The 18,794-nt window shown below is 66.2% G+C and carries 19 protein-coding genes; 3 read left to right on the top strand and 16 right to left on the bottom strand.

Annotated elements, in window-relative coordinates; translation table 11 throughout:
- Positions 1 to 3 precede the first annotated feature (3 nt).
- Genes FND50_RS31885 through hpaC form a run of 4 tightly spaced genes read right to left on the bottom strand, consistent with a single transcriptional unit; the run spans position 4 to position 3,723 of the window.
- The gene (locus tag FND50_RS31885; RefSeq protein WP_144288375.1) at positions 4 to 1,281 is read right to left on the bottom strand and encodes an amidase; all 1,278 of its coding nucleotides are present in this window, start codon (positions 1,279 to 1,281) and stop codon (positions 4 to 6) included.
- On the bottom strand, positions 1,278 to 2,828 hold the full coding sequence (locus tag FND50_RS31880; protein WP_120660311.1) for a cation acetate symporter: 1,551 nt from the start codon (positions 2,826 to 2,828) through the stop codon (positions 1,278 to 1,280). Before FND50_RS31880 ends, FND50_RS31885 begins: the two co-directional genes overlap by 4 nt.
- 5 nt (positions 2,829 to 2,833) lie before the next feature.
- Entirely contained in the window at positions 2,834 to 3,127 is a 294-nt protein-coding gene (locus tag FND50_RS31875) for a DUF485 domain-containing protein (RefSeq protein WP_065492338.1), read from the bottom strand.
- Positions 3,124 to 3,723 carry a 4-hydroxyphenylacetate 3-monooxygenase, reductase component gene (gene hpaC, locus FND50_RS31870; protein ID WP_144288374.1) on the bottom strand — a complete coding sequence of 200 codons (600 nt, stop codon included), beginning with the start codon at positions 3,721 to 3,723 and terminating at the stop codon, positions 3,124 to 3,126. The genes FND50_RS31875 and hpaC overlap by 4 nt, the downstream gene beginning before the upstream one ends.
- Positions 3,724 to 3,946: 223 nt before the next feature.
- Between hpaC and FND50_RS31865 the strand changes: the two genes are divergently transcribed.
- Positions 3,947 to 4,567: a response regulator transcription factor gene (locus tag FND50_RS31865; RefSeq protein WP_144288373.1), complete on the top strand. Its 621-nt coding sequence runs from the start codon at positions 3,947 to 3,949 to the stop codon at positions 4,565 to 4,567.
- A 16-nt stretch (positions 4,568 to 4,583) separates the two neighbouring features.
- Here the strand turns inward: FND50_RS31865 and FND50_RS31860 are convergent, their stop codons facing one another.
- From FND50_RS31860 to FND50_RS31830, 7 genes are read right to left on the bottom strand one after another with little or no spacing between them, the layout of a single operon-like run.
- Positions 4,584 to 5,543, bottom strand: coding sequence for a PDR/VanB family oxidoreductase (locus FND50_RS31860; protein WP_144288372.1), 960 nt, complete (start codon positions 5,541 to 5,543; stop codon positions 4,584 to 4,586).
- A 46-nt stretch (positions 5,544 to 5,589) separates the two neighbouring features.
- Positions 5,590 to 6,330, bottom strand: a complete 741-nt coding sequence (locus FND50_RS31855; RefSeq protein ID WP_144288371.1) for an SDR family NAD(P)-dependent oxidoreductase — start codon at positions 6,328 to 6,330, stop codon at positions 5,590 to 5,592.
- A gap of 41 nt (positions 6,331 to 6,371) precedes the next feature.
- Positions 6,372 to 6,875 carry an aromatic-ring-hydroxylating dioxygenase subunit beta gene (locus tag FND50_RS31850; protein WP_144288370.1) on the bottom strand — a complete coding sequence of 168 codons (504 nt, stop codon included), beginning with the start codon at positions 6,873 to 6,875 and terminating at the stop codon, positions 6,372 to 6,374.
- Complete coding sequence (locus tag FND50_RS31845) at positions 6,865 to 8,154, bottom strand: Rieske 2Fe-2S domain-containing protein (protein ID WP_144288369.1); 1,290 nt, start codon at positions 8,152 to 8,154, stop codon at positions 6,865 to 6,867. Before FND50_RS31845 ends, FND50_RS31850 begins: the two co-directional genes overlap by 11 nt.
- Positions 8,154 to 8,654: a nuclear transport factor 2 family protein gene (locus FND50_RS31840; RefSeq protein WP_144288368.1), complete on the bottom strand. Its 501-nt coding sequence runs from the start codon at positions 8,652 to 8,654 to the stop codon at positions 8,154 to 8,156. Before FND50_RS31840 ends, FND50_RS31845 begins: the two co-directional genes overlap by 1 nt.
- Positions 8,655 to 8,659: 5 nt before the next feature.
- A complete protein-coding gene (locus FND50_RS31835) occupies positions 8,660 to 9,037 on the bottom strand; it encodes a hypothetical protein (RefSeq protein ID WP_005255968.1) in 378 nt (125 codons plus the stop codon).
- A 29-nt stretch (positions 9,038 to 9,066) separates the two neighbouring features.
- Complete coding sequence (locus tag FND50_RS31830; RefSeq protein ID WP_144288367.1) at positions 9,067 to 10,227, bottom strand: acyl-CoA dehydrogenase family protein; 1,161 nt, start codon at positions 10,225 to 10,227, stop codon at positions 9,067 to 9,069.
- 198 nt (positions 10,228 to 10,425) lie between these two features.
- Here FND50_RS31830 and FND50_RS31825 point away from each other — a divergent pair, with 198 nt between their 5' ends.
- Both FND50_RS31825 and FND50_RS31820 read left to right on the top strand, forming a co-directional pair.
- On the top strand, positions 10,426 to 11,931 hold the full coding sequence (locus tag FND50_RS31825; RefSeq protein WP_144288366.1) for a PAS domain-containing sensor histidine kinase: 1,506 nt from the start codon (positions 10,426 to 10,428) through the stop codon (positions 11,929 to 11,931).
- A 97-nt stretch (positions 11,932 to 12,028) separates the two neighbouring features.
- Positions 12,029 to 12,298 (top strand): hypothetical protein, encoded by a 270-nt coding sequence (locus FND50_RS31820; RefSeq protein WP_005250812.1) that lies wholly within the window; start codon positions 12,029 to 12,031, stop codon positions 12,296 to 12,298.
- A gap of 79 nt (positions 12,299 to 12,377) precedes the next feature.
- On the opposite strand, the gene FND50_RS31815 is transcribed toward FND50_RS31820, so the two are convergent.
- The 5 genes from FND50_RS31815 to FND50_RS31795 all read right to left on the bottom strand — a co-directional run bounded on the left by FND50_RS31815 (position 12,378) and on the right by FND50_RS31795 (position 18,779).
- On the bottom strand, positions 12,378 to 14,087 hold the full coding sequence (locus FND50_RS31815; RefSeq protein WP_144288365.1) for an amidohydrolase: 1,710 nt from the start codon (positions 14,085 to 14,087) through the stop codon (positions 12,378 to 12,380).
- 32 nt (positions 14,088 to 14,119) lie between these two features.
- Complete coding sequence (locus FND50_RS31810; protein WP_144288364.1) at positions 14,120 to 14,638, bottom strand: DUF5134 domain-containing protein; 519 nt, start codon at positions 14,636 to 14,638, stop codon at positions 14,120 to 14,122.
- A gap of 8 nt (positions 14,639 to 14,646) precedes the next feature.
- On the bottom strand, positions 14,647 to 16,086 hold the full coding sequence (locus FND50_RS31805) for an APC family permease (protein WP_144288363.1): 1,440 nt from the start codon (positions 16,084 to 16,086) through the stop codon (positions 14,647 to 14,649).
- Positions 16,079 to 18,037: a primary-amine oxidase gene (locus tag FND50_RS31800; RefSeq protein ID WP_144288362.1), complete on the bottom strand. Its 1,959-nt coding sequence runs from the start codon at positions 18,035 to 18,037 to the stop codon at positions 16,079 to 16,081. The genes FND50_RS31805 and FND50_RS31800 overlap by 8 nt, the downstream gene beginning before the upstream one ends.
- Before the next feature lie 172 nt (positions 18,038 to 18,209).
- Positions 18,210 to 18,779 (bottom strand): TetR/AcrR family transcriptional regulator, encoded by a 570-nt coding sequence (locus FND50_RS31795; protein WP_144289214.1) that lies wholly within the window; start codon positions 18,777 to 18,779, stop codon positions 18,210 to 18,212.
- Positions 18,780 to 18,794 lie beyond the last annotated feature (15 nt).

The following is an 18,794-nucleotide window of genomic DNA, read 5'->3' as shown; positions in this document are numbered from 1 at the left end:
TTGTCAGAGCACGGATTCCAGCCACGCGGCTGTCTCGAACAGGCGTTGCTCGGCACCAGGTCGCCCGATCAGCTGCAATCCGAGGGGCAGACCCGCGCTGTCACACTTCCCGGGGATCGTGACCACCGGCAGACCCATGGCCTGCCACGGTCGGCTCAGGATGGGCGTTCCGGTCGCGTCGTGCCCGGGTGGAGCGGCGCCGAGAGCCGCGGGCCCGAGGATTGCTTCGTCCTCGTCCAACGCCGAGAGCAGCAGCTGTCGGGTCTCGCGGATTCCGGCGAGGGCGGCACGGTAGTCGGCTTCTGCGGTGGCCGCCCCCGCGGCGAACAGTTCGGCGAGGGGCGCGCTGATCCTGTCGGTCTGCGCGGCCTCTGCGGCGCGTTCCCTGGCCGCCTCGTACGCCATCACCGTGTGGTGGTGTTCCGCCAGTGCCACGATCCTTGCGGCGGCGTCCAACTCACGACACCCGATCCCCGCCGACTCGGCGGAATCAGCGGTCGCCCTGAGCGCCGCCGTCATCTCTCGGGACACCTCGCCGAGCTCGAACCCACTCCACAGGCGAAGCCGGCGCGGAGCGGAAGGCTCGAGAACGGGCGCCCGCGGGCCGTCGCGCAGTGCGGTCCACGCGAAGTGGAGATCGGGCACGGTTCGTGCCAGCAGCCCCACCGTGTCGAGACCGGGACTCAGCCCGGTGATGCCCGCGGTCGGAAGTTTGCCGTGGGCGGTCACGAAACCTGCGACTCCGCAGAACGACGCGGGCCTCGTCAGCGACCCCGCGGTCTGCGTGCCGAACGCCAGCGGCACCATGCCCGCGGCCACCGCTGCCGCCGAGCCGCTCGACGACCCGCCGGGGGTGTGACCCAGGGCGCGGGGATTGCGGGTCGGGCCGGGCATGAAATACCCGAACTCGGTGGTGACGGTCTTGCCGAACGGGAGCGCGCCGAGTGTGCGCGACCGTGCCACACAGTCGGCGTCCGTCGTCGCCGGTTCCGTGCTCCGCAGCTCACTGCCACAGCGCGTCGGCATACCCGCGACGTCGATGAGATCCTTGACGCCGACGGGCACGCCCCAGAGCGCACCGTCCGGGTCGCTGTCCTGGATCCGGGCGGCCGCGGACCGCACCGAGTCGGCGTCGAGGTGGGCCCAGGCGTGGATATCCGGCTCGAGGTTCGCGATCCGTGCGAGTGCCGCCTCCGCCACGTCGATCGGCGTCGTCGCGCCCGTCGCCAGCTGCTCGGCCAGGTCCCGGAGTGGGCTCGGTGACCGTAGTTCCGTCTTCATTGCATCGCCACCATCGTGTCGTCGTTCGTCGTCTCGGTCTGCCCGGTGAGTGCTCGGGTGCGCATCACCGAGAAGAGGCGATCGGCTCGTGCTTTCGTCTCCCCGGACGGCGCCGACACCAGCGCGACGATGACGGACACCGCCAGCGAGAGGGGTGCCACGGCGAGTGCCGGGTTCGAGAATCCGAGGATGGAGTCCGGTCCCTGCACGACCGGGCTGAGCAGGATGACGGTGACCGACAGGACGAGCCCGACCACGATGCCGGAGATGACCGCGCGCGCCGTCATGCGCTTCCAGTACATGGTCAGAAGCAGTGCCGGCAGGTTCGCACATGCTGCGATGGACATGCCCAGTGACGCGAGGAACGCGACGTTCTGCTTCTGCGCCGCGAAGGCGATGGCGACACCGATGACGCAGGTCGCCACCGTCGCGACCCGGGCCGCGCGGTGCTGAGCCTTCGCCGACACCGATCCGTTCCTGATCACCTGCCCGTACAGGTCGTGTGCGATCGCACCGGAGGTGGCGATCACCAGGCCGGACAGCGCGGCCAGAATGGTCACGAACGCCACGGCCGCGACGAACGCCAGCAGGACTCCGCCGCCGACCGTCTCGGCGAGCTGCGCGACCGCGAGGTTGCCGCCCCGATTCTCGGACTTGATCACCTCGACACCGACCAGCTTGGCGGCGCCGTAACCGAGCACGGGAACCAGCAGGTAGAAGGCAAAGAAGATCCAGATCGCCGTGTAGGCGGACGTTCTCGCCTGCTTCGCGTCCGGAACGGTGAGGAATCGGATCATGACGTGCGGCAGGCCGAGCACGCCGAGGACGAGCCCGACGGTCTGCGACAACTGGTCGAACGACGCGGTACCGGACGTGCGCTGCGGCGCGACGAATGATTGCCCGAACTCGGCGAGCGCGGTGCTGAACGGGCCGAAGGGATTGAAGTCGAAGCGCACCAGCACGAGAACGAACAGCACGACGGCGCAGACCATGAGGAGACCGGTTTTGATGATCTGGATCCAGCTGGTAGCGAGCATGCCACCCACCAACGTATACGCGGTGGTGAGTGTTCCGATGATCAACACGGCCACGGCGTAGTCGAGGTCGAACAGCAACGACACCAGAAGCGCGGCACCGACCAGCTGCGACACGAGATAGACCACGCTGATCACCACCGTGCTGATCGCCATCATCGACCGCACGTCCTTGCCGGGGAACCGGGTGGCGAGGACATCCGCCAGCGTGAAGCGGCCGAGGTTGCGCAGGGGTTCCGCGATCAGCAGCATCGCGAGGACGAACGCGACGGGCACGAAGACCGCGAGGTAGAACCCGTTGAAACCGGTCAGCGCGATCGCACCGGTGACTCCGAGAAACGAGGCGGCAGAGATGAAGTCGCCGGCGATGGCGACACCGTTCTGCCTGCCGGTGAGGCTGCCGCCCGCGACGTAGTGATCGGCGGCGGACTTGTTCCTCTTGGAAGCCCACGCGGTGATCATCAGGGTGACAGCGACGAGGGCCGCGAAAAGTGATGCGGAGACGAGGTTCATGGCTGTTATCCTTTCGCCCGCGAGGCGGTCCGGGAGTCGAGTTCGGCTGCCCGCGCCATGTAGTACCGGGCCACGACGATGGCGACGACGAATTGCGCGACCGCGTAGAGCCACGCCACCGTGACACCGCTGAAGACGACGCCGTCGAGCAGCGAGGTGAACCCACCGAGGATCGGCAGGGGCAGGAACAGTGCGAGGACCAAGGCGCTGAGACGAAACGTCAAGGCGGCACGCGTGTCCGCGAGCGCCTGCAAGTCGGAATTCTGTGGGACTTGTTCGGGCGGTGACGAGGTGGTCATGGCTGTTTACCTCCGGCTGCGGCGGGAACGAGGGCGGGCGTCACGGTGATCGGATCGGACCATTCGTCGTAGAACAGCCAGTCGGGGGACTCGACCGGAACCGACAAACGGTGGAATTTGCGTTGGAAGTAGACGAGGCTGTCGCCGTGTTCGCGTGTCTGCACGCGGTCCAGTTCGACGAACATCACCGAATGCGATCCCACGGTCTTGCTGTCCGCGATCCGGCCGGCGAGCACCACGTGGGCGGCGCGCAGGATCGGAACACCGTCGTCGGTGTCTTCTTCCCAGATGTCCCACCGGAACCGGTCCGCCATCGCGACTTGGGTTGCGCCCGCGAAATGCATGGCCAGCTCTTCGTCGTTGCCGGAGAGCACGTTGATACCGACTCGGCCGTTGTTCTGGAATACGTTGTGCATGGCGCTGTTCTGATTCACGCACACGAGTGCGGTGGGCGGGGAGTCGGTCACCGAGCAGACGGCGGTCACCGTCATTCCGCAGCGCCCGGCAGGGCCGTCGGTCGTCACGATGTTGACCGCGGCCGGCAGATTCGCCATGGCGGTGCGGAAGCTCGATTGCATTCTTGTGAGTTCGGGCATTTCGTCTCCATGAGTTGAAACAGGAAGTCGTGTCACCACGTTGCGCCGGCGTTCCTGCAAGAACGATATGACGCGCGTCGTGCGCTGGAACATTGGCGGCGACGCTACTTTCTCGCAGTAAGTCGCGTATCCGAGTAGGGGATTCCTTCAGTTGCCTACCGCTTCCGTTACGGTCGGTGTTGACTGGACGAGGAAGCAAGCCATCTGTGCGAGGCAGGATTCGATGGATCAGCAAGAACCACGGGTTTACATCGTCGACGACGATCAGGAGTTGTGCGCATCGCTTGCATGGCTACTCGATTCGGTCAAGATCACGTCGGAGTACTACTTCTCGGTGCAGTCGTTCCTGGACGAGTACCGCCGTGACATCCCGGCCTGCCTGGTACTGGACGTCCGCATGCCGGAAGTCGGGGGATTCCAACTCCAGGAGGCACTCCTCGCCGACGAATCCCCGATCCCGATCATCTTCGTGTCGGCACACGGTGACATCAAGATGTCGGTGCGGGCCCTCCAGCGGGGGGCGTTGACATTCATCGAGAAGCCCTACGATCCGCAGCACATGCTCGACGTCATTCAGGACGCGCTCCGGGTTGCGCGTCAACGGTTCGGCGAGCGTCGGACGAGAACGGAATTGCAGGGACGAATAGACGCGCTGACGGTGCGAGAAAAGGAAATCCTCGCACTCGTCCTCGACGGATTGCCGAGCAAGAACATTGCGAAAGAGCTGGGAATCAGTGTGAAGACGGTCGACGTGCATCGCACCCGTATCAAGGAAAAGACCGGAGCGGAAAGCATCGCGGTTCTCGTACGCGATATTCTGCAGGCCGGAATTGCCGTCACCTGAAATAATTCAGTTCTCTTCAGGGAAGTTCGACGACGAGCCGCCCGGATTTCGCGCGCGACACACACGCGGCAATTCTGTCTCCCGCCTTTCTCTCACTCTTGGTGAGGCAATTGTCGCGGTGGTCGGGCTCGCCCTCCAGCACGTCCAGGACGCACGTGCCGCAGATACCTTCCCTGCAGGACGTGTCGATCTCGATGTCGTTCTCTTCGAGTACGTCGGCGATGGACTTCCCGGCAGGCACTTCGAACACCTCGCCCGTGTCGAGTTCCAACTCGAACGCGGTGTCCGATCCGGTCGCTGTGGGCGTCGCCGCCTCGAAGTGTTCGAAGTGGACCGCGTCCTCCCCGACAGCGGGTTCCGCCAGCCCTCGCACCCGATCCATGAAACCTCCGGGGCCACAGGTGTAGACGTGCGTGGCGGCGGACGCGTCCGCCAGGATCTTCTCGAGGGCAGAGAGCTGGTCGTCCCTCGACAGGCCGAAGTGCAGGTGCACGTCCCGGCGGAAACCCGCACTCTCCAGCAGGTCGGCGAACGCGGCCTGCGCCCTCGTCCGGGCGAAGTAGTGCAGGTCGAACTGTTGTCCCTGCCGGTGCAAGGCGAACGCCAGACTCAGCATCGGGGTCAGCCCGATCCCCGCCGCCACGAGGATGTGCCGATCGGCGCCCTCGGCGAGCGTGAGGAGTGTGCGCGGCCGGCTGATCTGCAACTCGCTGCCGATCGTCACACGATCGTGCAGTGCGGCCGAGCCGCCGCGGGGTCCGGTCTCGCGTTTGACGGCGACCACATAGGATTCGGACTCGTGCGGCGGACTGCACAGCGAGTACTGGGTGCGGACCTCGGTGGGGCCGAGGATGTCGATGTGGGCGCCGGCAGGGTACGGGTCGAACGGTGAACCGTCCGTCCGAACAAGCCGGAACGACTTGATGTCCGGCGTTTCCTCGACAATGTCCGCGACAGTGACAGTGAACATGCTCATGGTGATTCTTCCTCCGGTGCTGCGACCCGTCGCCCGCGGGCGGGGGTCAGCGCATGTACAGGCCGCCGTTGACGTCCCAGCAGGCACCCGTGACCGACGCGGCCGTCGGCGATGCGAGCAGGGCGACGGTCTCGGCTATGAAATCGGGCGAGCCCAGGGTGCCCACCGGAATCGTGGTGAGGATGGCGGCCAGCTTGTCCGCGGGCACCGTCTCACGCACCACCGGCAGATCCAGCGGACCGGGGGAGACCGCGTTCACCGTGACACCCGACGGGGCGAGTTCGCGTGCGAAGACCTTGGTCAGTGTGCCGACGCCGCCCTTGGCCGCGGCGTAGTGCGCGCCGGTCGCCGTGCCACCGTTCTGCCCCGCCAGCGACGCGATGTTGACGATTCTGCCGTATCGCTTCTCGGCGAAGTAACTTCCGAACACCTGGCAGCCGAGAAAGGCCCCGTTGAGATTGATCTCGACGATGTCGGAGAATTCCTCCGGCGCGATGTCCATCAGCGAGCCCGTCTGCGACCGGCCGGCGTTGTTGACGAGGACGTCGATGCCGCCCCACTCCTGGATCACACGGTCGCGTACGGCTTCGAAACTCTTCCGCTTCCGGACGTCCAACTCCACGCCGATGGCCGTGTTGCCGTTCGGATCCAGCTCCGCCGCGGTCTCTTTCGCGGCACCGCTGTCGATGTCCGTGACCGCGACGCGGTATCCGCGGTCGTGCAATTGGTGTGCGATCGCGGCTCCGAGGCCGCGTCCGCCGCCGGTGACTACTGCGACAGAATCCACGTCGAGCTCCTGTTCGATCGATGAGGTTCGGAAAATGCTGGTCAGAGCAGGTAGCCGGAGGCGTTGACCGCTGCCTGCGAGTTCACCAACCGGATGACCTTGAGGTCCAACCGCGGTCCGCTCTCGGTGTAGCGGATGCGGTGCGTGACGTCGGCGGCGAGGGTCTGCTGATCGTCGCGCTTGAAACCCACGAGAATCTGGGCGGACTTCACCGTGATCGAGTCCTCGCTCCGTTCCTCGACCGTGAACCGCGAGACGGTGCGGACCGTCCGGGCGGCGGCGAGCGCGGACATCGAGTATCCGGAGGTCAGGCGTTCGATACGCATGCGCCGCATGCGAGTGTCGTCGTTGACCATGTTCAGCGATCCGTCGAAGTCGTCGGTGTCCGGGTCGATGGGAATGACGTACCGGCCTTCGTCGGTCCAGAGGGCGTCCCACGCGTGGTAGTCCTTGGCGTCGAGGAGGGCCGCTTCGTGCCAGATGAGTTCGATCGCCTGCAGTACCCGGGTGTCGGCGAGTTGGGCGGTCATCAGATCAGTGCTCATCGGTCATCATCCTCTTCCACATTGCGTAGGCCTCGCGCATTCCGGTTTCGTCGGTGACGTGCGAGGTGCGGTGTCCGTCGCTGTCGAGCGCTTCACGATTGAGACCGCGGTTCACCATGATCGGCATTCCGGGTGCGCCGCGGGATCCGCGTTGTACCCGGTCCCAGGCCTCGGAATCGTCGGGGCTGCCGAACCCGAACGGGCCCTGGAAATGTTCGTGGATGCGGAGGCGTTCGCGGTTGACGATCTCCGGTCCGCCGTCCATGCCGAGGGCGATGTGCCGGATCTCGGTCTCGTCGACCGAGATCGGGCGCAGTACCCGGAAGAATGACATCGACATCGCGACGTTGGGGAAGATGTTGAGGTTGAACCCGGCGCCGTGCATGGAGCGGACGATGCGGCGGACCTTGTCGGCGGGCATCGTCTTCGACAGTTCTTCGACGATGTGGTCGAAACGGGCCTGAATCTTCTCGGTGCCGTCGTCGTGGTCCAGGTCGACGTGCTCCGGGACCATGATCGCGACGCTGTGGCCGTTTCCGAGAGCGTGTGTGACGGCGTTGTCGTCGGTCATGAAGGAGAGCATGTCGGCGGTCTCGGCGTCGACGGAAGACATCCAGGACCGGTGCACGATCGGGAAGTGGTATCCGTCGGTGGTGTTCTCCAACTGGATCTTCCAGTTTCCGCGGAAGCGGAAGCAATGTTCGCCCTGCGTCTTGATGGGGAATCCGGCGCCCTGCTTCATGAACAGGTCCATCCACACCTTCGCGTCGCCGAGGAAGTCGTCGAGGGGTTCGACGTCGGGGTTGAAGCTGGCGAAGATCATCCCGGCGTAGGACTCCACCCGCAGGCTCTGCAGGGGCAGGTCCTTCTTGTCGAGGTCCTCGTCGTAACCGTCGGGGTACGGGATTCCGCGCAGTCGCCCGTCGAGGGCGTACGACCAGCTGTGATAGGGGCAGGTGAACCCGTTCGCCTTGCCCCTGGGGACCTCGCAGACGCTGGCCCCGCGGTGGCGGCACCGGTTCAGCAGGACGTTGAAGTTCCCCTTGCGGTCGCGGTTGACGATCACCGGTTGCCGGCCGATGGTCGCCATCTTGTAGCTTCCGGCCTCGGGGATCTCGCTCTCGTGGGCAACCCAAACCCAGGTGCGGTAGAAGATCCTTTCCAGTTCCGCCTCGAACATGTCGGGGTCGGTGTACAGCGATCCGTCCACGCGGTCGTCCGTGGCGAGGGCCGCAAAGTTGGTGTCTGTAGTGGTGGTGGGATCCAGGGAAGTGGTCATCACGTTCTCTTTCCATTCGATTCGAGCAGTCGTGTCGCCTCGTCGAGGCGAGTGACGAACAGCTTCTCGGTCGTGAAATGCTTGATTCGGGCGATACCGTCCCGCACTTCACACTCGGCGGTGATGCGTGCGACGAGCAGTTCGGCCGATTCGTCCTCGTATCGCGACAGCTGCTGCATGATCCACCGCCCCCGCGCCGCGGGGCCGTCCACGTCGATCTGCTCACTCCCGAGCAGGTGCGCATTTCCCCGAAAATGGGAGTTCGGTGGAAGGTACGCGGTGAGCATTCCGACGATCTCCGGCCGGCCCCGACGTGTGCCGAACTTGCGCGCGTACTCGGCGCCGATCCCTTCCCACACCGCGTCGGGCGTGAACAGCGAGGCGAGTTCCTCTTCCGAAAACTCCACGGAGGGTACATCGCACAGTTCCATGTAGCGGCACATCACGCGGTGAACGGCCGTACGACTTTCGATGCGCTCGGTCGCGGTCGCAGAGTGCATTCCGCTCACACGCCGAGGTCGACGTCTTCGCGGACGGTGAGCGCACGGCCGATGCGGGCTTCGATCTTCGCGTATCGCCACAGTGTGTACTCGCCGACCGGGGTGGTGCGGAAGAGGTTGCAGACGGCCTTGACGGTCTCCTGGGTGTCGACGTCGGCGAGGATGTAGCACGTCCAGGGCCAGCCGTCCGACGGTCCGACCAGGTGGCTGTCGTCGTCGATGTCGCCGATCACCCGGACGCCCGGTGTCTCGGCCACCGCGTCCATCATTCCGGAGAACGCCTTCCACACCAGGCCGCCCTGGCCGGTCGGGAGGTCGAAGAAGTTCTGGTTGATGCCGATGCAGAACAGGACTCGCAGCGGTGCCGTCTTGGTGTCACTCACGATTGGTCTCCTCGATTCGAACGGGGTTGTCAGATGAAGCCGGGGAACGGCGGGATGTCCATGAGCACCGCACCGGCGCTGTCGTAGATGCCGTCGCCGAGGAAGGCGTGCTGCGGCGGGACCAGGGCCTCGCGCATGTACCGCTGCATCGCGTTGCCGTCGTAGATCGCGCCGGTCCCCGACAACTGGAATGCGGTGTGCACGGCGGAGGCGCCCGCCTTGGCCACGTGCGTCGACGACAGGCGAAGAAGTGCCGCAAGCTTGTCCGGGACTGGGTTACCGGCCACCACCGTGGCGTAGGCCTCGTCGGTGACCTCGTAGAAGAAGGCACGGGCGGACCTCAGCGTCGCCTCCGCCTTGGCCAGGTCGATGCGGTAGTAGGCGCGATCGGCGAGCTTGGGCGCTCCGGTGATTCCCGTGCGTCCCGCACCGACCTTGATCGCGTAGTCGAGCGCGGCGCGGCCCACTCCGAGATTGACGACGGCCAGGACCTGGGCGGCGTACGCGATGGAGGGGTAGCGGTAGAGGGGTTCGTCGACGGTCGGGGTTCCGCCCCGGATGAACGTCCAATCCTCGGGGACGACGACGCCGTCGACCTTCAGTTCGTGGCTTCCGGTACCCGACAGGCCGACCACGTCCCAGTTCTCGACGATCTCGACGTCCTTCGGCCACAGCAGGGCGGTGCGGGGTTTTCCGGCTGTGGAGTCGCCGCCGCGGATTCCGACACCGAGAATGTCGGCACCCTTGCATCCGCTGGCGAACTTCCACTGCCCGGTGATCTTCAGACCACCCGGCACCTGTTCGGCGGGTTGGACCGGGAACAGTCCGCCGGCGAAGACGAGGTCCGGGCTGTCCTTGTACAACTCCGCCTGCGTCGCGAGCGGCAGTGCCGCCAGGTAGACGAGGGCGGAGCCGAAGCTGGCAACCCAGCCCGCCGACGCGTCCACCGCGGAGATGCGTTCGATCATCCGCAGAAACTCGCTCGGGGGCAGCGCGTCGCCGCCGAATCGGCGGGGGGTTGCCGCGCGGTAGATACCGATCTGCTTGAACTCGTCGATCATGTCGCGAGGCACGAACTTCTGGCGAGCGAACTCTTCCCGCCGCATTGCGACGTGCTCGAGGACGTCCTCGAAGGACAGCGTCCCGTTCGCGGAGGCGTCCGTCGTGTCGAGGGTCGGTGCGTTGGTCATCAAATACTCCGATCGACGCGAAGTAGAAGGGGTGATGCGTTTTTCGTGTCGAATTCACGCTATTGCGGTGGCGGGCATCACTCAATCGGTGCTTCCTCCCGCGGACGTGCAGAGATGTCGCCTCGGAGTAAAGGATTTCCCTATCGTGTCCGCGGTCCGTCCGCTCAGTAGAGTCGAGGTGAGCCGAAGGAGGCCGCATTGTCCGATCTCGCGCCGTCCGACTACGAACGACTCGTCGAGTCCCTTCGCTATTGCGTCCTGGTCCATGATGCGGCCACCAAGGACATCCTCTGGGCGAACCGGGCTGCGTCCGAACTGCTCGAGTTCACGGTCGAGGAACTCAAACCGCTCAAGGCGCCCGATATGAGTTCCCCTGCGAAGCGGTACCGCCGTTCGGTGGGACGGCGGTGGCTGCAGGAGGCTGTCGACAACGGGGCGGCGGTCATCGAATGGACGTATCGCGCGAAGAGCGGGCGAGAAGTCCTGACGGAGGCGATCGCGATCCGGGTCGAGTTGAGCGCCCGGACCGTGGTGATGGTGCAGTTCCGTGACATCGAGCAGGAAACGTCGATGCGTCGCGACCTCACCCGCACCGAGGCCGATCTCACCCGCACCGAGGCCCGCCTGGCCGCGTTCCTGCGGAACATGGCCGAAGGAATCCTCGTCCTGGACGACGACAGCGGGATCACGTACGCGAGTGAGGCGGCGTCGCAGCTCCTGAAGGTTCCGGTGGCATCGCTTGTCGGCGAACGCTTCACGGAGTTCTGCCGGGCGGGGCAATCACGGGAGAGCGTGCGCCGCGCCCTGCAACTGACGACCGCCGACGGGGGCTCCCAGAGCCTGCGCTACGAGGTGGAACTGTCAGCCGAGGAGCGCCGGTGGCATGCGGGGAGCTGCCAGCACATCGGTATCGAGAACGATCTGAGCGGCCACCTGCTGCTCTTCCACGACGTCACCGAACACGTCCGCACCGAGCAGGAGCACGAACGGGACTCGCAGTACCTCAATTACCTGGCCCGCTACAACGCGATGGGCGACATGGCGATGGCCATCGCTCACGAGTTGGCCCAGCCGCTCGCGGCCGCCACCAATTTCATCGCCGGAACGCAGAGCCGCCTCGACGACAGCCGGAGCGGTCACGACGAGGTGAGCTGGGGCCTGGGGGAGGCGCGCAAGCAGATCGACCGGGCCAATCAGATCGTCCGGAGTCTGCGAGAATACGTGACGCAACTCGAGGAGTCACAGCAGATCGTCGATCTCAACGACATCGTCGACGAATGCGCGTATTTCATCGACATCCGGGCGCGGCAGAAGGGGGTTCACGTCGAGTACCTCCGTGCGCACGACACGGTTGCCGTCGTGTGCGAACGTGTGCTCACCGGGCAGGTCATCCTGAACCTGTGTTTCAACGCGATCGACGAGATGGCGGAATGGCCGGCAGCCGACCGCATCGTGACGGTACGCACCGACGTCACCGAGACGGAGGGCGTCGTGAGCGTCGAGGACCACGGCAAGGGGCTCTCGCACATCCCGGACGGCCGAATCTTCGACGGCGCGTTCACCTCGAAGTCCACGGGTCACGGAATCGGGCTCGCACTGAGCCACCGCATCATCACCCGCCAGGGCGGGACGCTCACCGCGCGTGAGAACGATCAACACGGGGCGGTCTTCACGTTCACGTTGCCTGCCGATCCGAACCATTGAGCGGCGGGACCCCGCGCGGGTAAAGGTTTCTTGGATTCCGTTGGGCACGATTCGGTTCTAGCGTGGTGGGAAACACCACCGCGGCCGGAGGTACCCCGTGGACTATTCGCATCATCACCGGACATTCCTGACCTGTTACGCCGACACCCACCGCTACGGGTGGCACCACGTCGACCTCTTCGTGCACGACGAGGACGGCAACGAAGTGAACTGGGTCCACTGGCAGACCCGGGAGGACGGACCGGACGGCGCCGACGCGGCTACCGCGCGCGTCGAGCCGAACCTGAGACGGACCACCGACTGGCAACGCGGAATCAGCGCCGACGGAAGCGAGTACTGGATCGCCGAGGCGGCATGGGCTCAGTGAATCGGCAGATCGGGTAGACGCCGCACAGCCGGTTCGCCGACCGAGGCGAACCGGCTGTTCCGACGTATCGGTACCGGGCTTACGCGACGCTTTCGGCGACGCGCTGGAACACGACCTCTCCACCCAGCACGGTGGAGACGACCTGCATTGCCGGGATGTCGTGTGGGTCGATGGTCTCGAGGTCGCCGTCGAGGATGCACAGATCGGCCACCTTGCCGACCTCGAGGGACCCCTTCCAGTCCTCGGCGAAGTCCTGCCAGGCTGCGTTGATCGTGTACGTGCGGACGGCGTCGGCGAGCCCGATGCACTGGTCGGGCCCGCTCACCGCGCCGCTGGCCTTGCTCTCGCGCAGGATCATCGTCGAGATGCCCTGGCGCCAATCGGGCGGTGTGACCGGTGCATCGGAACTGCTCATCAGGTGGACCCCGGATTCGACGGCGCTGCGATACGGCCATTCGTAGGCGGCTCGTTCGGTCCCGACCACCCCGACCTCCAGGTCGGCGATCGTCCACTTGATCGTCGGGTTCATGTTGACGCCGATGCCGTTGTCGGCCAGGCGCTTCAGGGTGGATTCGCTGATGAAGTCGCCGTGGATCAGGTAGTGTCGGGCATCCTCACGGGGGTGCGCATTCTGCGCGGCGATGATTGCGTCGGCGACGGTGTCGATGGCACGGTCACCGGTGACGTGCACACCGATCTGGTAGCCGGACTCGTGGCCGATGCGGACCATCTCGGTCACCTCGTACACCTGACGCTCGTCGGTGTCGCCGCCGACGCAGAGTGAGCCGCAGCCGCCGCCGACGTACTCCTCGTGCATCCACGCGGTCTTGCTCGGCGGGATGCCGTCGGCGAACACCTTCACCCCGAGCACCCGGAACATCCGCGGATCCACCGATTCCGGAACCTCGATGTCCGCCAGGTTCTGTCCGAAATCCTCAGCCGACCCGGACATTCCGGTGGGCAGGAGGAGAAGGTTGACGCGGGCGCCCAGTTCGCCGCGGCGGGCGAGGTCGGCATACACCGCGAGGCCCTCGGCGCCCATCGCGCCACCGGCGAGGGCCTCGCCGCCGGGGCCGATCGCGGGATCGGTGAAGCTGGTGATGCCCTCGCTCTGCAGAATCGAGATCGCCGAGCGGAGTGCCTCCTCCCGGCGCTCCCGGGTGAGGGCCGGGAGAACACGCTGCACCAGCGCCTGCGCACCCTCCATGACGATGCCGGTCAGCAGGCCGTCCTCACCCACGGGCATGAGGCTGCCCGGCGGCAACGGGGTGGTCTCGTCCACCCCGGCGAGCGTGAGCGCCGCGCTGTTCACCCACGACGTGTGGCGCGAGAAGTCCTGCAGGAAAACGGGATTGTTCGGGGACACCTCGTCGAGGTCCCAGCGGGTCGGCGTCCGACCGGCCTCGGCGAGACACTCGTCGAGATACCCGTCATCCCAGCCGGTTCCGATGATCCACTCGCCGTCCTCGGCCGCGGCGGCGGCCTCCCGCACGAGTTCACGGACGTCCGCGATCGACCGGACAGCCGGGAACGACACGTCCAGCGACAGCGGCGGAGTGTCGAGCCCGTAGGCGATGGCGTGCAGATGCGAATCGTTGATTCCCGGGAGGACGGTCTTCCCGCCGAGGTCCGTGACCACGGTGTCCGGTCCGATCAGGGTTTCGATCTCGGCGTCACTGCCCACCGCCTGGACCAGTCCGTCACGCACCGCCAGTGCGGTGGCGATCGTGAAGTCGTCGTCGACGGTGAAGACCTTGCCGTGGATGTAGACGGTATCGGCGTAACTCATCGGTTCCTCCAGGTTGCGGTCGGGGAGTGGGATCAGACGGCCATCGGTGCCATTCCCAGGATCATCAGTGCGGATCCCGCTGCCGCGGTGGTGACGCCGGAGCGGCGTTCGCGGGGCGGGGTGGAGCGAAAGAGGTGTAGTGCGATCAGGGCCCAGCAGACGAGGATGGCGACGGGCAGCCAGCCTGTCGACAGTTCGGCGCCTCCGTGATGGTGGCCCTGGGGCACCGACGCCGAGGGTGCCGGCATCGGCGCCGTCGGGGCGAGCAGCAGCAGCACTCCCATGGCCGTGAGATCCACCGCGCAGGGAATGGCGGTCCGGCGGTGCATCGTCTCACCGGTGACGAACAGGGCGAGGGCGACGAGGACTGCGCCCTCAAGGAGATGAATCCATTCGGGCACACCGGGAATCATCATGGTCACCATGGACGCCGCCATCGCGCCGTGCGCGATCCGAACCCTGCAGTCCGTGCCGTGGGACCGCCACATCGGCATGACGGCCCCGACGGCTCCGACGACCATCGCCGCGTGCACGGCCGGGATCTCGAACATTCTCGGGCTCAGATCGTGGGGGTGAGTTCGCGATGCTGCTCGACGTCCGCCCGGCTCTGCCGGGTGAACCGGGCGACGACCAGTCCGGCCACGAAGAACAGGGCGATCACTGCCAGCAGGATGTTCGCGAGCAGTTCCGACCCGCCGATCAGCGTGGTGAAGTTGTCAAGCACCAACCCGGTGACGGCCACCAGGCCCACGCAACCGAGTACCGGGGCGATGCGGGTGTGCCAGAGCCGGGTATCGAGCCGGGTGCGGGCGAAGAAGACGATGATCGCGACGCTGGTGAGCACCATCAGCACCAGGATGCTCACGGTGGCCAGACCCGCCATCCAGGTGAACAGTTCCAGCACCGGATCCGCGCCGACTACTGCGAACACTCCCACGACCACCACCGCGGAGACCGTCTGGGCGATCGAGCCGATGTGTGGGGAACCGTGTTTGGTGTGGGTGCGGGACAGGGCTCGCGGCGCCGCGCCCTTGCGGGCCAGGGCGAACACGTATCGGGAGATGGCGTTGTGGAAGGCCAGCAGCGCGGCGAACAGGCTCGTGACGAGCATGATGGCCATGACGTCGGCGGCGGGACCGCCGAGGAAGTGCGCGGCCGCCGCGAACGTCAGCCCGGCGGGGTCCTCGGCTGCGGCTGCGGCCACGTTGTCGCTGCCGAACGCGAGGACGACGGCCCAGCTGGCGAGGGCGTAGACGAGTCCGATGACGATGACGGCGGCGTACGTCGCGATCGGGATCGTGCGCCGGGGGTTGCGGGCCTCCTCACCGTAGATCGCGGTCGCCTCGAATCCGATGAACGACGCGATCGCGAACATCAGTGCGACGCCTGGGGATCCGCTGAAGAACGACGTCGGGGTGAACGACGCGAAGTCGATGCCGGCGGCGCCGCCCTTCGCGAGCACGCCGAACGACAGCGCAAGGATGATGCCGATCTCGAGCACGAGGAGAACCCCGAGGACCTTCGCGCCGAGGTCGATGCTGCGATAGCCGAGCACGGCCACGAGCGCGATGAGCACCAGTGCCCAAAACCACCACGGCAGGTCGGGTCCGCCGTACTGGACCACGAGGCCCTGAATCGTCGCGGCGGCCAGACCGTACACGGCGGCCTGAATGGCGGTGTAGGTCAGCAGAGCGAGGCCGGCCGCGCCGAGCCCGCAGGACTCGCCCAGCCCCTTGGCGACGTAGGCGTAGAAGGCGCCGGTGTCGACCATGTGGCTGCTCATGGCCGCGTATCCGACGCTGAAGACGAGCAGGACCAGTGCGGCGATGAGATAGGCGGTCGGGGCGCCCGCACCGTTGCCGATCGCGATCATGACGGGCAGAGCGCCGCCGATCGCGGTCAGCGGTGCGGCCGCGGCGATGACGAGGAAGACGATCCCGACGACGCCGATGGATCCGCGTAACGTGCCGGCTCCCGAACCCGTGGTGGTGTCAGACATCTGTTCCCCCGTCCGCGTGGCAGCTGCCGCCTCCGGTCGCGCAGTGCTTCGACGTCGTGCGGGGAACGTCGAGAGCGGGGTTGCGGTCGAAGAAGCCGTTGGGCTTCAACGTGAATCCGGTGTAGTCGACGGGCATGATCGGCCAGTCTTCGGGTCGCGGGAAGTGCGTGAGGCCGAACGTGTGCCAGACGACGACGTCTTCGTTCTCCAGATCCCGATCGCCGGCCACGAAGCTGGGCAGTCCGGCGCCACCCGCGTGCTGGTTCACGAAATCCCCTGCCGCGTAACGCTCCTTCTCGTCGAACTGGGTGACCCACAGGTGCTTGGTGGCGAACGTCGCCCGCGCCGCGATCGAGGAGTCGTCGTCGGCCAGCAGGATCGGCTGACCCTCCGGGTGGAGTGCGTACGCCACCGGCTTGCCCAGACGGTTCAGCTTGTTCGGGTTGCTGATGTGCCACACGCGTCCGACGCTGTTGTCCGCGAGGCGCTGCGCCTCGGATTCCTTCGTCAGCGGCGTGCGCTCGAGGGTGAACGCGTTTCCGTGCAGGTTCCCGGGGCCCATCTTCACCCGCTTGGTCTGCACCTCCTCGACGGAGTTGCGGGCGCCGTCGATCATCATGTCGAGGCGGGCGCTGAACAAGTGCTGGTGGTACGGGGCGCCGAGGCCGGGGGCGATCTCCGAGGCATACGGGTAGTCGCCGCCCGGATGACCCGACGTGAAGACGATGCCGGTGGCCTTGACCTCGAATTCGATGGTGCCGTCGAGGTACAGGTACCAGAAGAAGCCGTAGTCGTAGTTGCCGATGGTGGTGAAGAAGGAGATGACGAGACGGCGCTGGCGGCGGGTCTCGGCGGAGCCGGCCCACAGGTCGGTGTGCTTCCACAGCACGCCGAAGTCCTCCTCGTGCATGCACACGGCGTTCTTCAGCGTCTTGGGGGTGCCGAACTCGTCGGCGATGACGGCGTCGAAGTAGGTGATGTCGCCGACGCAGTCGCAGCCGAGTTCGAGGGCGTTCGCGTAGCGGCCCACCATGTACTCGCCGGTGTCGAAGTAGTTCTGCCACGACCGGACCGGCGAGGGATCGCCGTAGGGCACCACCATCTCGGCGATGGACGCGCGGTGGATGATCGGGCGGACCCGGTCACCGTCGGCGAATCCGAGCTGATGGAGGACGAGACCCTCGCGGGCGTCGAAACCGACGCGGAACGACCACTTCTCCCAGTCGACGCGGTTGCCGTCGACGACGAAGCTGGGGCCCTCGGGCTGGGTGATCTCGATGGGCTTCTGGGTGGTGCGCAGGGGGCCGGTGACGGCGAGGTCGTCGAAGTTGCCCGATTCCTCGGGGACCGGGACGGCGCCGAGGTCGAGAACATCGGTGACGGTCCGGTTCATGACGTCGACGAATCCGACGAGGCCGTCGATCGGGTGGGCCCAGGCATGGTCCTTCGGGTGGTCCTGGCGGAACGCGAGCCCCCGGAGGATCCGTGTGCCCGTCTCGCCGGGGTAGTCGAAGACACCCGCGGAGAGGGGAGCGACCCGGACGTCGGCGACGTCGAGTCCGCGGGCGGCGAGCGCGGCGAGCCAGCGTTCGTCGGCGGCCAGTACCTGCTCGACGAGTTCGAACTCCTCGTCCAGGACGGGCATCTGACCGTCACGGGCGGCGTCGAGGGTCACCGAGCTGATCACCGACCGCTGGGTCACGGACACCACGACGTCCACCGCATTCGGCGACGAGATGTCGTGCAGCAGAACGCGGAATCGGCGATCGGTCTCCGGGGCCTCCGCCGTGTACAGCGTCGACTTGTCCGGTTCCTCGAGGCCGACGTAGACGAATCTCGTCTGCTCGGTCAGCGCGTCGGCGGCCTCGAGGATCTCGCGGAGGGAGGCGATTTCTTCGACGGTCGGCAGCGACAGCGGGTGGTCGATACGCGCAGGGGAAAGGGTGGGCATGTCGCGATCCTTTGGTTCTACGGGTGTTGAAATAAAAGCTTAGTGACGTACGTTACAGCCGAGGTGCCCTCGTGTAAACAGTGAGTTTCGCGCCCGATCATACTGATCGTTCGGTCAATGATGCCGAGCTAACAGATTCCGGGGCAACGTTTTTGGTCGAGCCGCGGCCGGCTCAGAGCGCGGCGACGAACTGCTCGAGCATCTCCAGCTGACGTGCCGCCGACGTTTCGCCCGGCGTGAGGACACCCAGAATCTGCATGCCCATCATCATGTTCAGTAGTTGCTCGACCACGATGCTGACGTCGATGTCGCCAACGGTGCCCTCCTCGCGCGCCTGCTCCAGGAAGACGGCCATCTGCTCGCGCCAATTGTCCATCGTCCGGCGGTTGGTCGCGGCCATCTGCTCGTCGTACATGGCCCGGGGCCACAGCGAGGCGGCGATCCGCGCCTCGAGGAGTTGCTCCTCGTTGATCGGCATCACTTCGCGGCACAGGATGCGCAGCGCGTCGAGCCCGGTCGCGTCGCCGAGCGCCTCGGTGATCCGGCGGTCGGTGGCCTCGGAGATGTGCTCGTACGACGTCCGGAGGATCTCGTCCTTGCCGGCGAAGTAGTGACTCAGGGCGCCGTTGGTGTAGCCGGCCTCGGTGGCGATGTCGCGCATGTTGGCGGCGTCGATACCGCGGGCGGCGATCAGCCGCCAGGCGGCGGCGGTGATGCTTCGCCGACGTTCGTCGTGATCCACGAGCTTAGGCACGAC

This window comes from Rhodococcus sp. WB9, from assembly GCF_007558985.1.
Classification (GTDB): domain Bacteria; phylum Actinomycetota; class Actinomycetes; order Mycobacteriales; family Mycobacteriaceae; genus Rhodococcus_F; species Rhodococcus_F opacus.
Note: the sequence above shows the minus strand (reverse complement) of the source record. Positions and strands in the feature narration are given on the sequence as shown.

What these genes read in the sequence shown, in the direction of transcription:
- FND50_RS31885 (WP_144288375.1), bottom strand. Translation starts at nt 1,281, where the DNA reads ATGAAGACGGAACTACGGTCACCGAGCCCACTCCGGGACCTGGCCGAG.
- FND50_RS31880 (WP_120660311.1), bottom strand. Translation starts at nt 2,828, where the DNA reads ATGAACCTCGTCTCCGCATCACTTTTCGCGGCCCTCGTCGCTGTCACC.
- FND50_RS31875 (WP_065492338.1), bottom strand. Translation starts at nt 3,127, where the DNA reads ATGACCACCTCGTCACCGCCCGAACAAGTCCCACAGAATTCCGACTTG.
- hpaC (WP_144288374.1), bottom strand. Translation starts at nt 3,723, where the DNA reads ATGCCCGAACTCACAAGAATGCAATCGAGCTTCCGCACCGCCATGGCG.
- FND50_RS31865 (WP_144288373.1), top strand. Translation starts at nt 3,947, where the DNA reads ATGGATCAGCAAGAACCACGGGTTTACATCGTCGACGACGATCAGGAG.
- FND50_RS31860 (WP_144288372.1), bottom strand. Translation starts at nt 5,543, where the DNA reads ATGAGCATGTTCACTGTCACTGTCGCGGACATTGTCGAGGAAACGCCG.
- FND50_RS31850 (WP_144288370.1), bottom strand. Translation starts at nt 6,875, where the DNA reads ATGAGCACTGATCTGATGACCGCCCAACTCGCCGACACCCGGGTACTG.
- FND50_RS31845 (WP_144288369.1), bottom strand. Translation starts at nt 8,154, where the DNA reads ATGACCACTTCCCTGGATCCCACCACCACTACAGACACCAACTTTGCG.
- FND50_RS31840 (WP_144288368.1), bottom strand. Translation starts at nt 8,654, where the DNA reads ATGCACTCTGCGACCGCGACCGAGCGCATCGAAAGTCGTACGGCCGTT.
- FND50_RS31830 (WP_144288367.1), bottom strand. Translation starts at nt 10,227, where the DNA reads ATGACCAACGCACCGACCCTCGACACGACGGACGCCTCCGCGAACGGG.
- FND50_RS31815 (WP_144288365.1), bottom strand. Translation starts at nt 14,087, where the DNA reads ATGAGTTACGCCGATACCGTCTACATCCACGGCAAGGTCTTCACCGTC.
- FND50_RS31810 (WP_144288364.1), bottom strand. Translation starts at nt 14,638, where the DNA reads ATGTTCGAGATCCCGGCCGTGCACGCGGCGATGGTCGTCGGAGCCGTC.
- FND50_RS31805 (WP_144288363.1), bottom strand. Translation starts at nt 16,086, where the DNA reads ATGTCTGACACCACCACGGGTTCGGGAGCCGGCACGTTACGCGGATCC.
- FND50_RS31800 (WP_144288362.1), bottom strand. Translation starts at nt 18,037, where the DNA reads ATGCCCACCCTTTCCCCTGCGCGTATCGACCACCCGCTGTCGCTGCCG.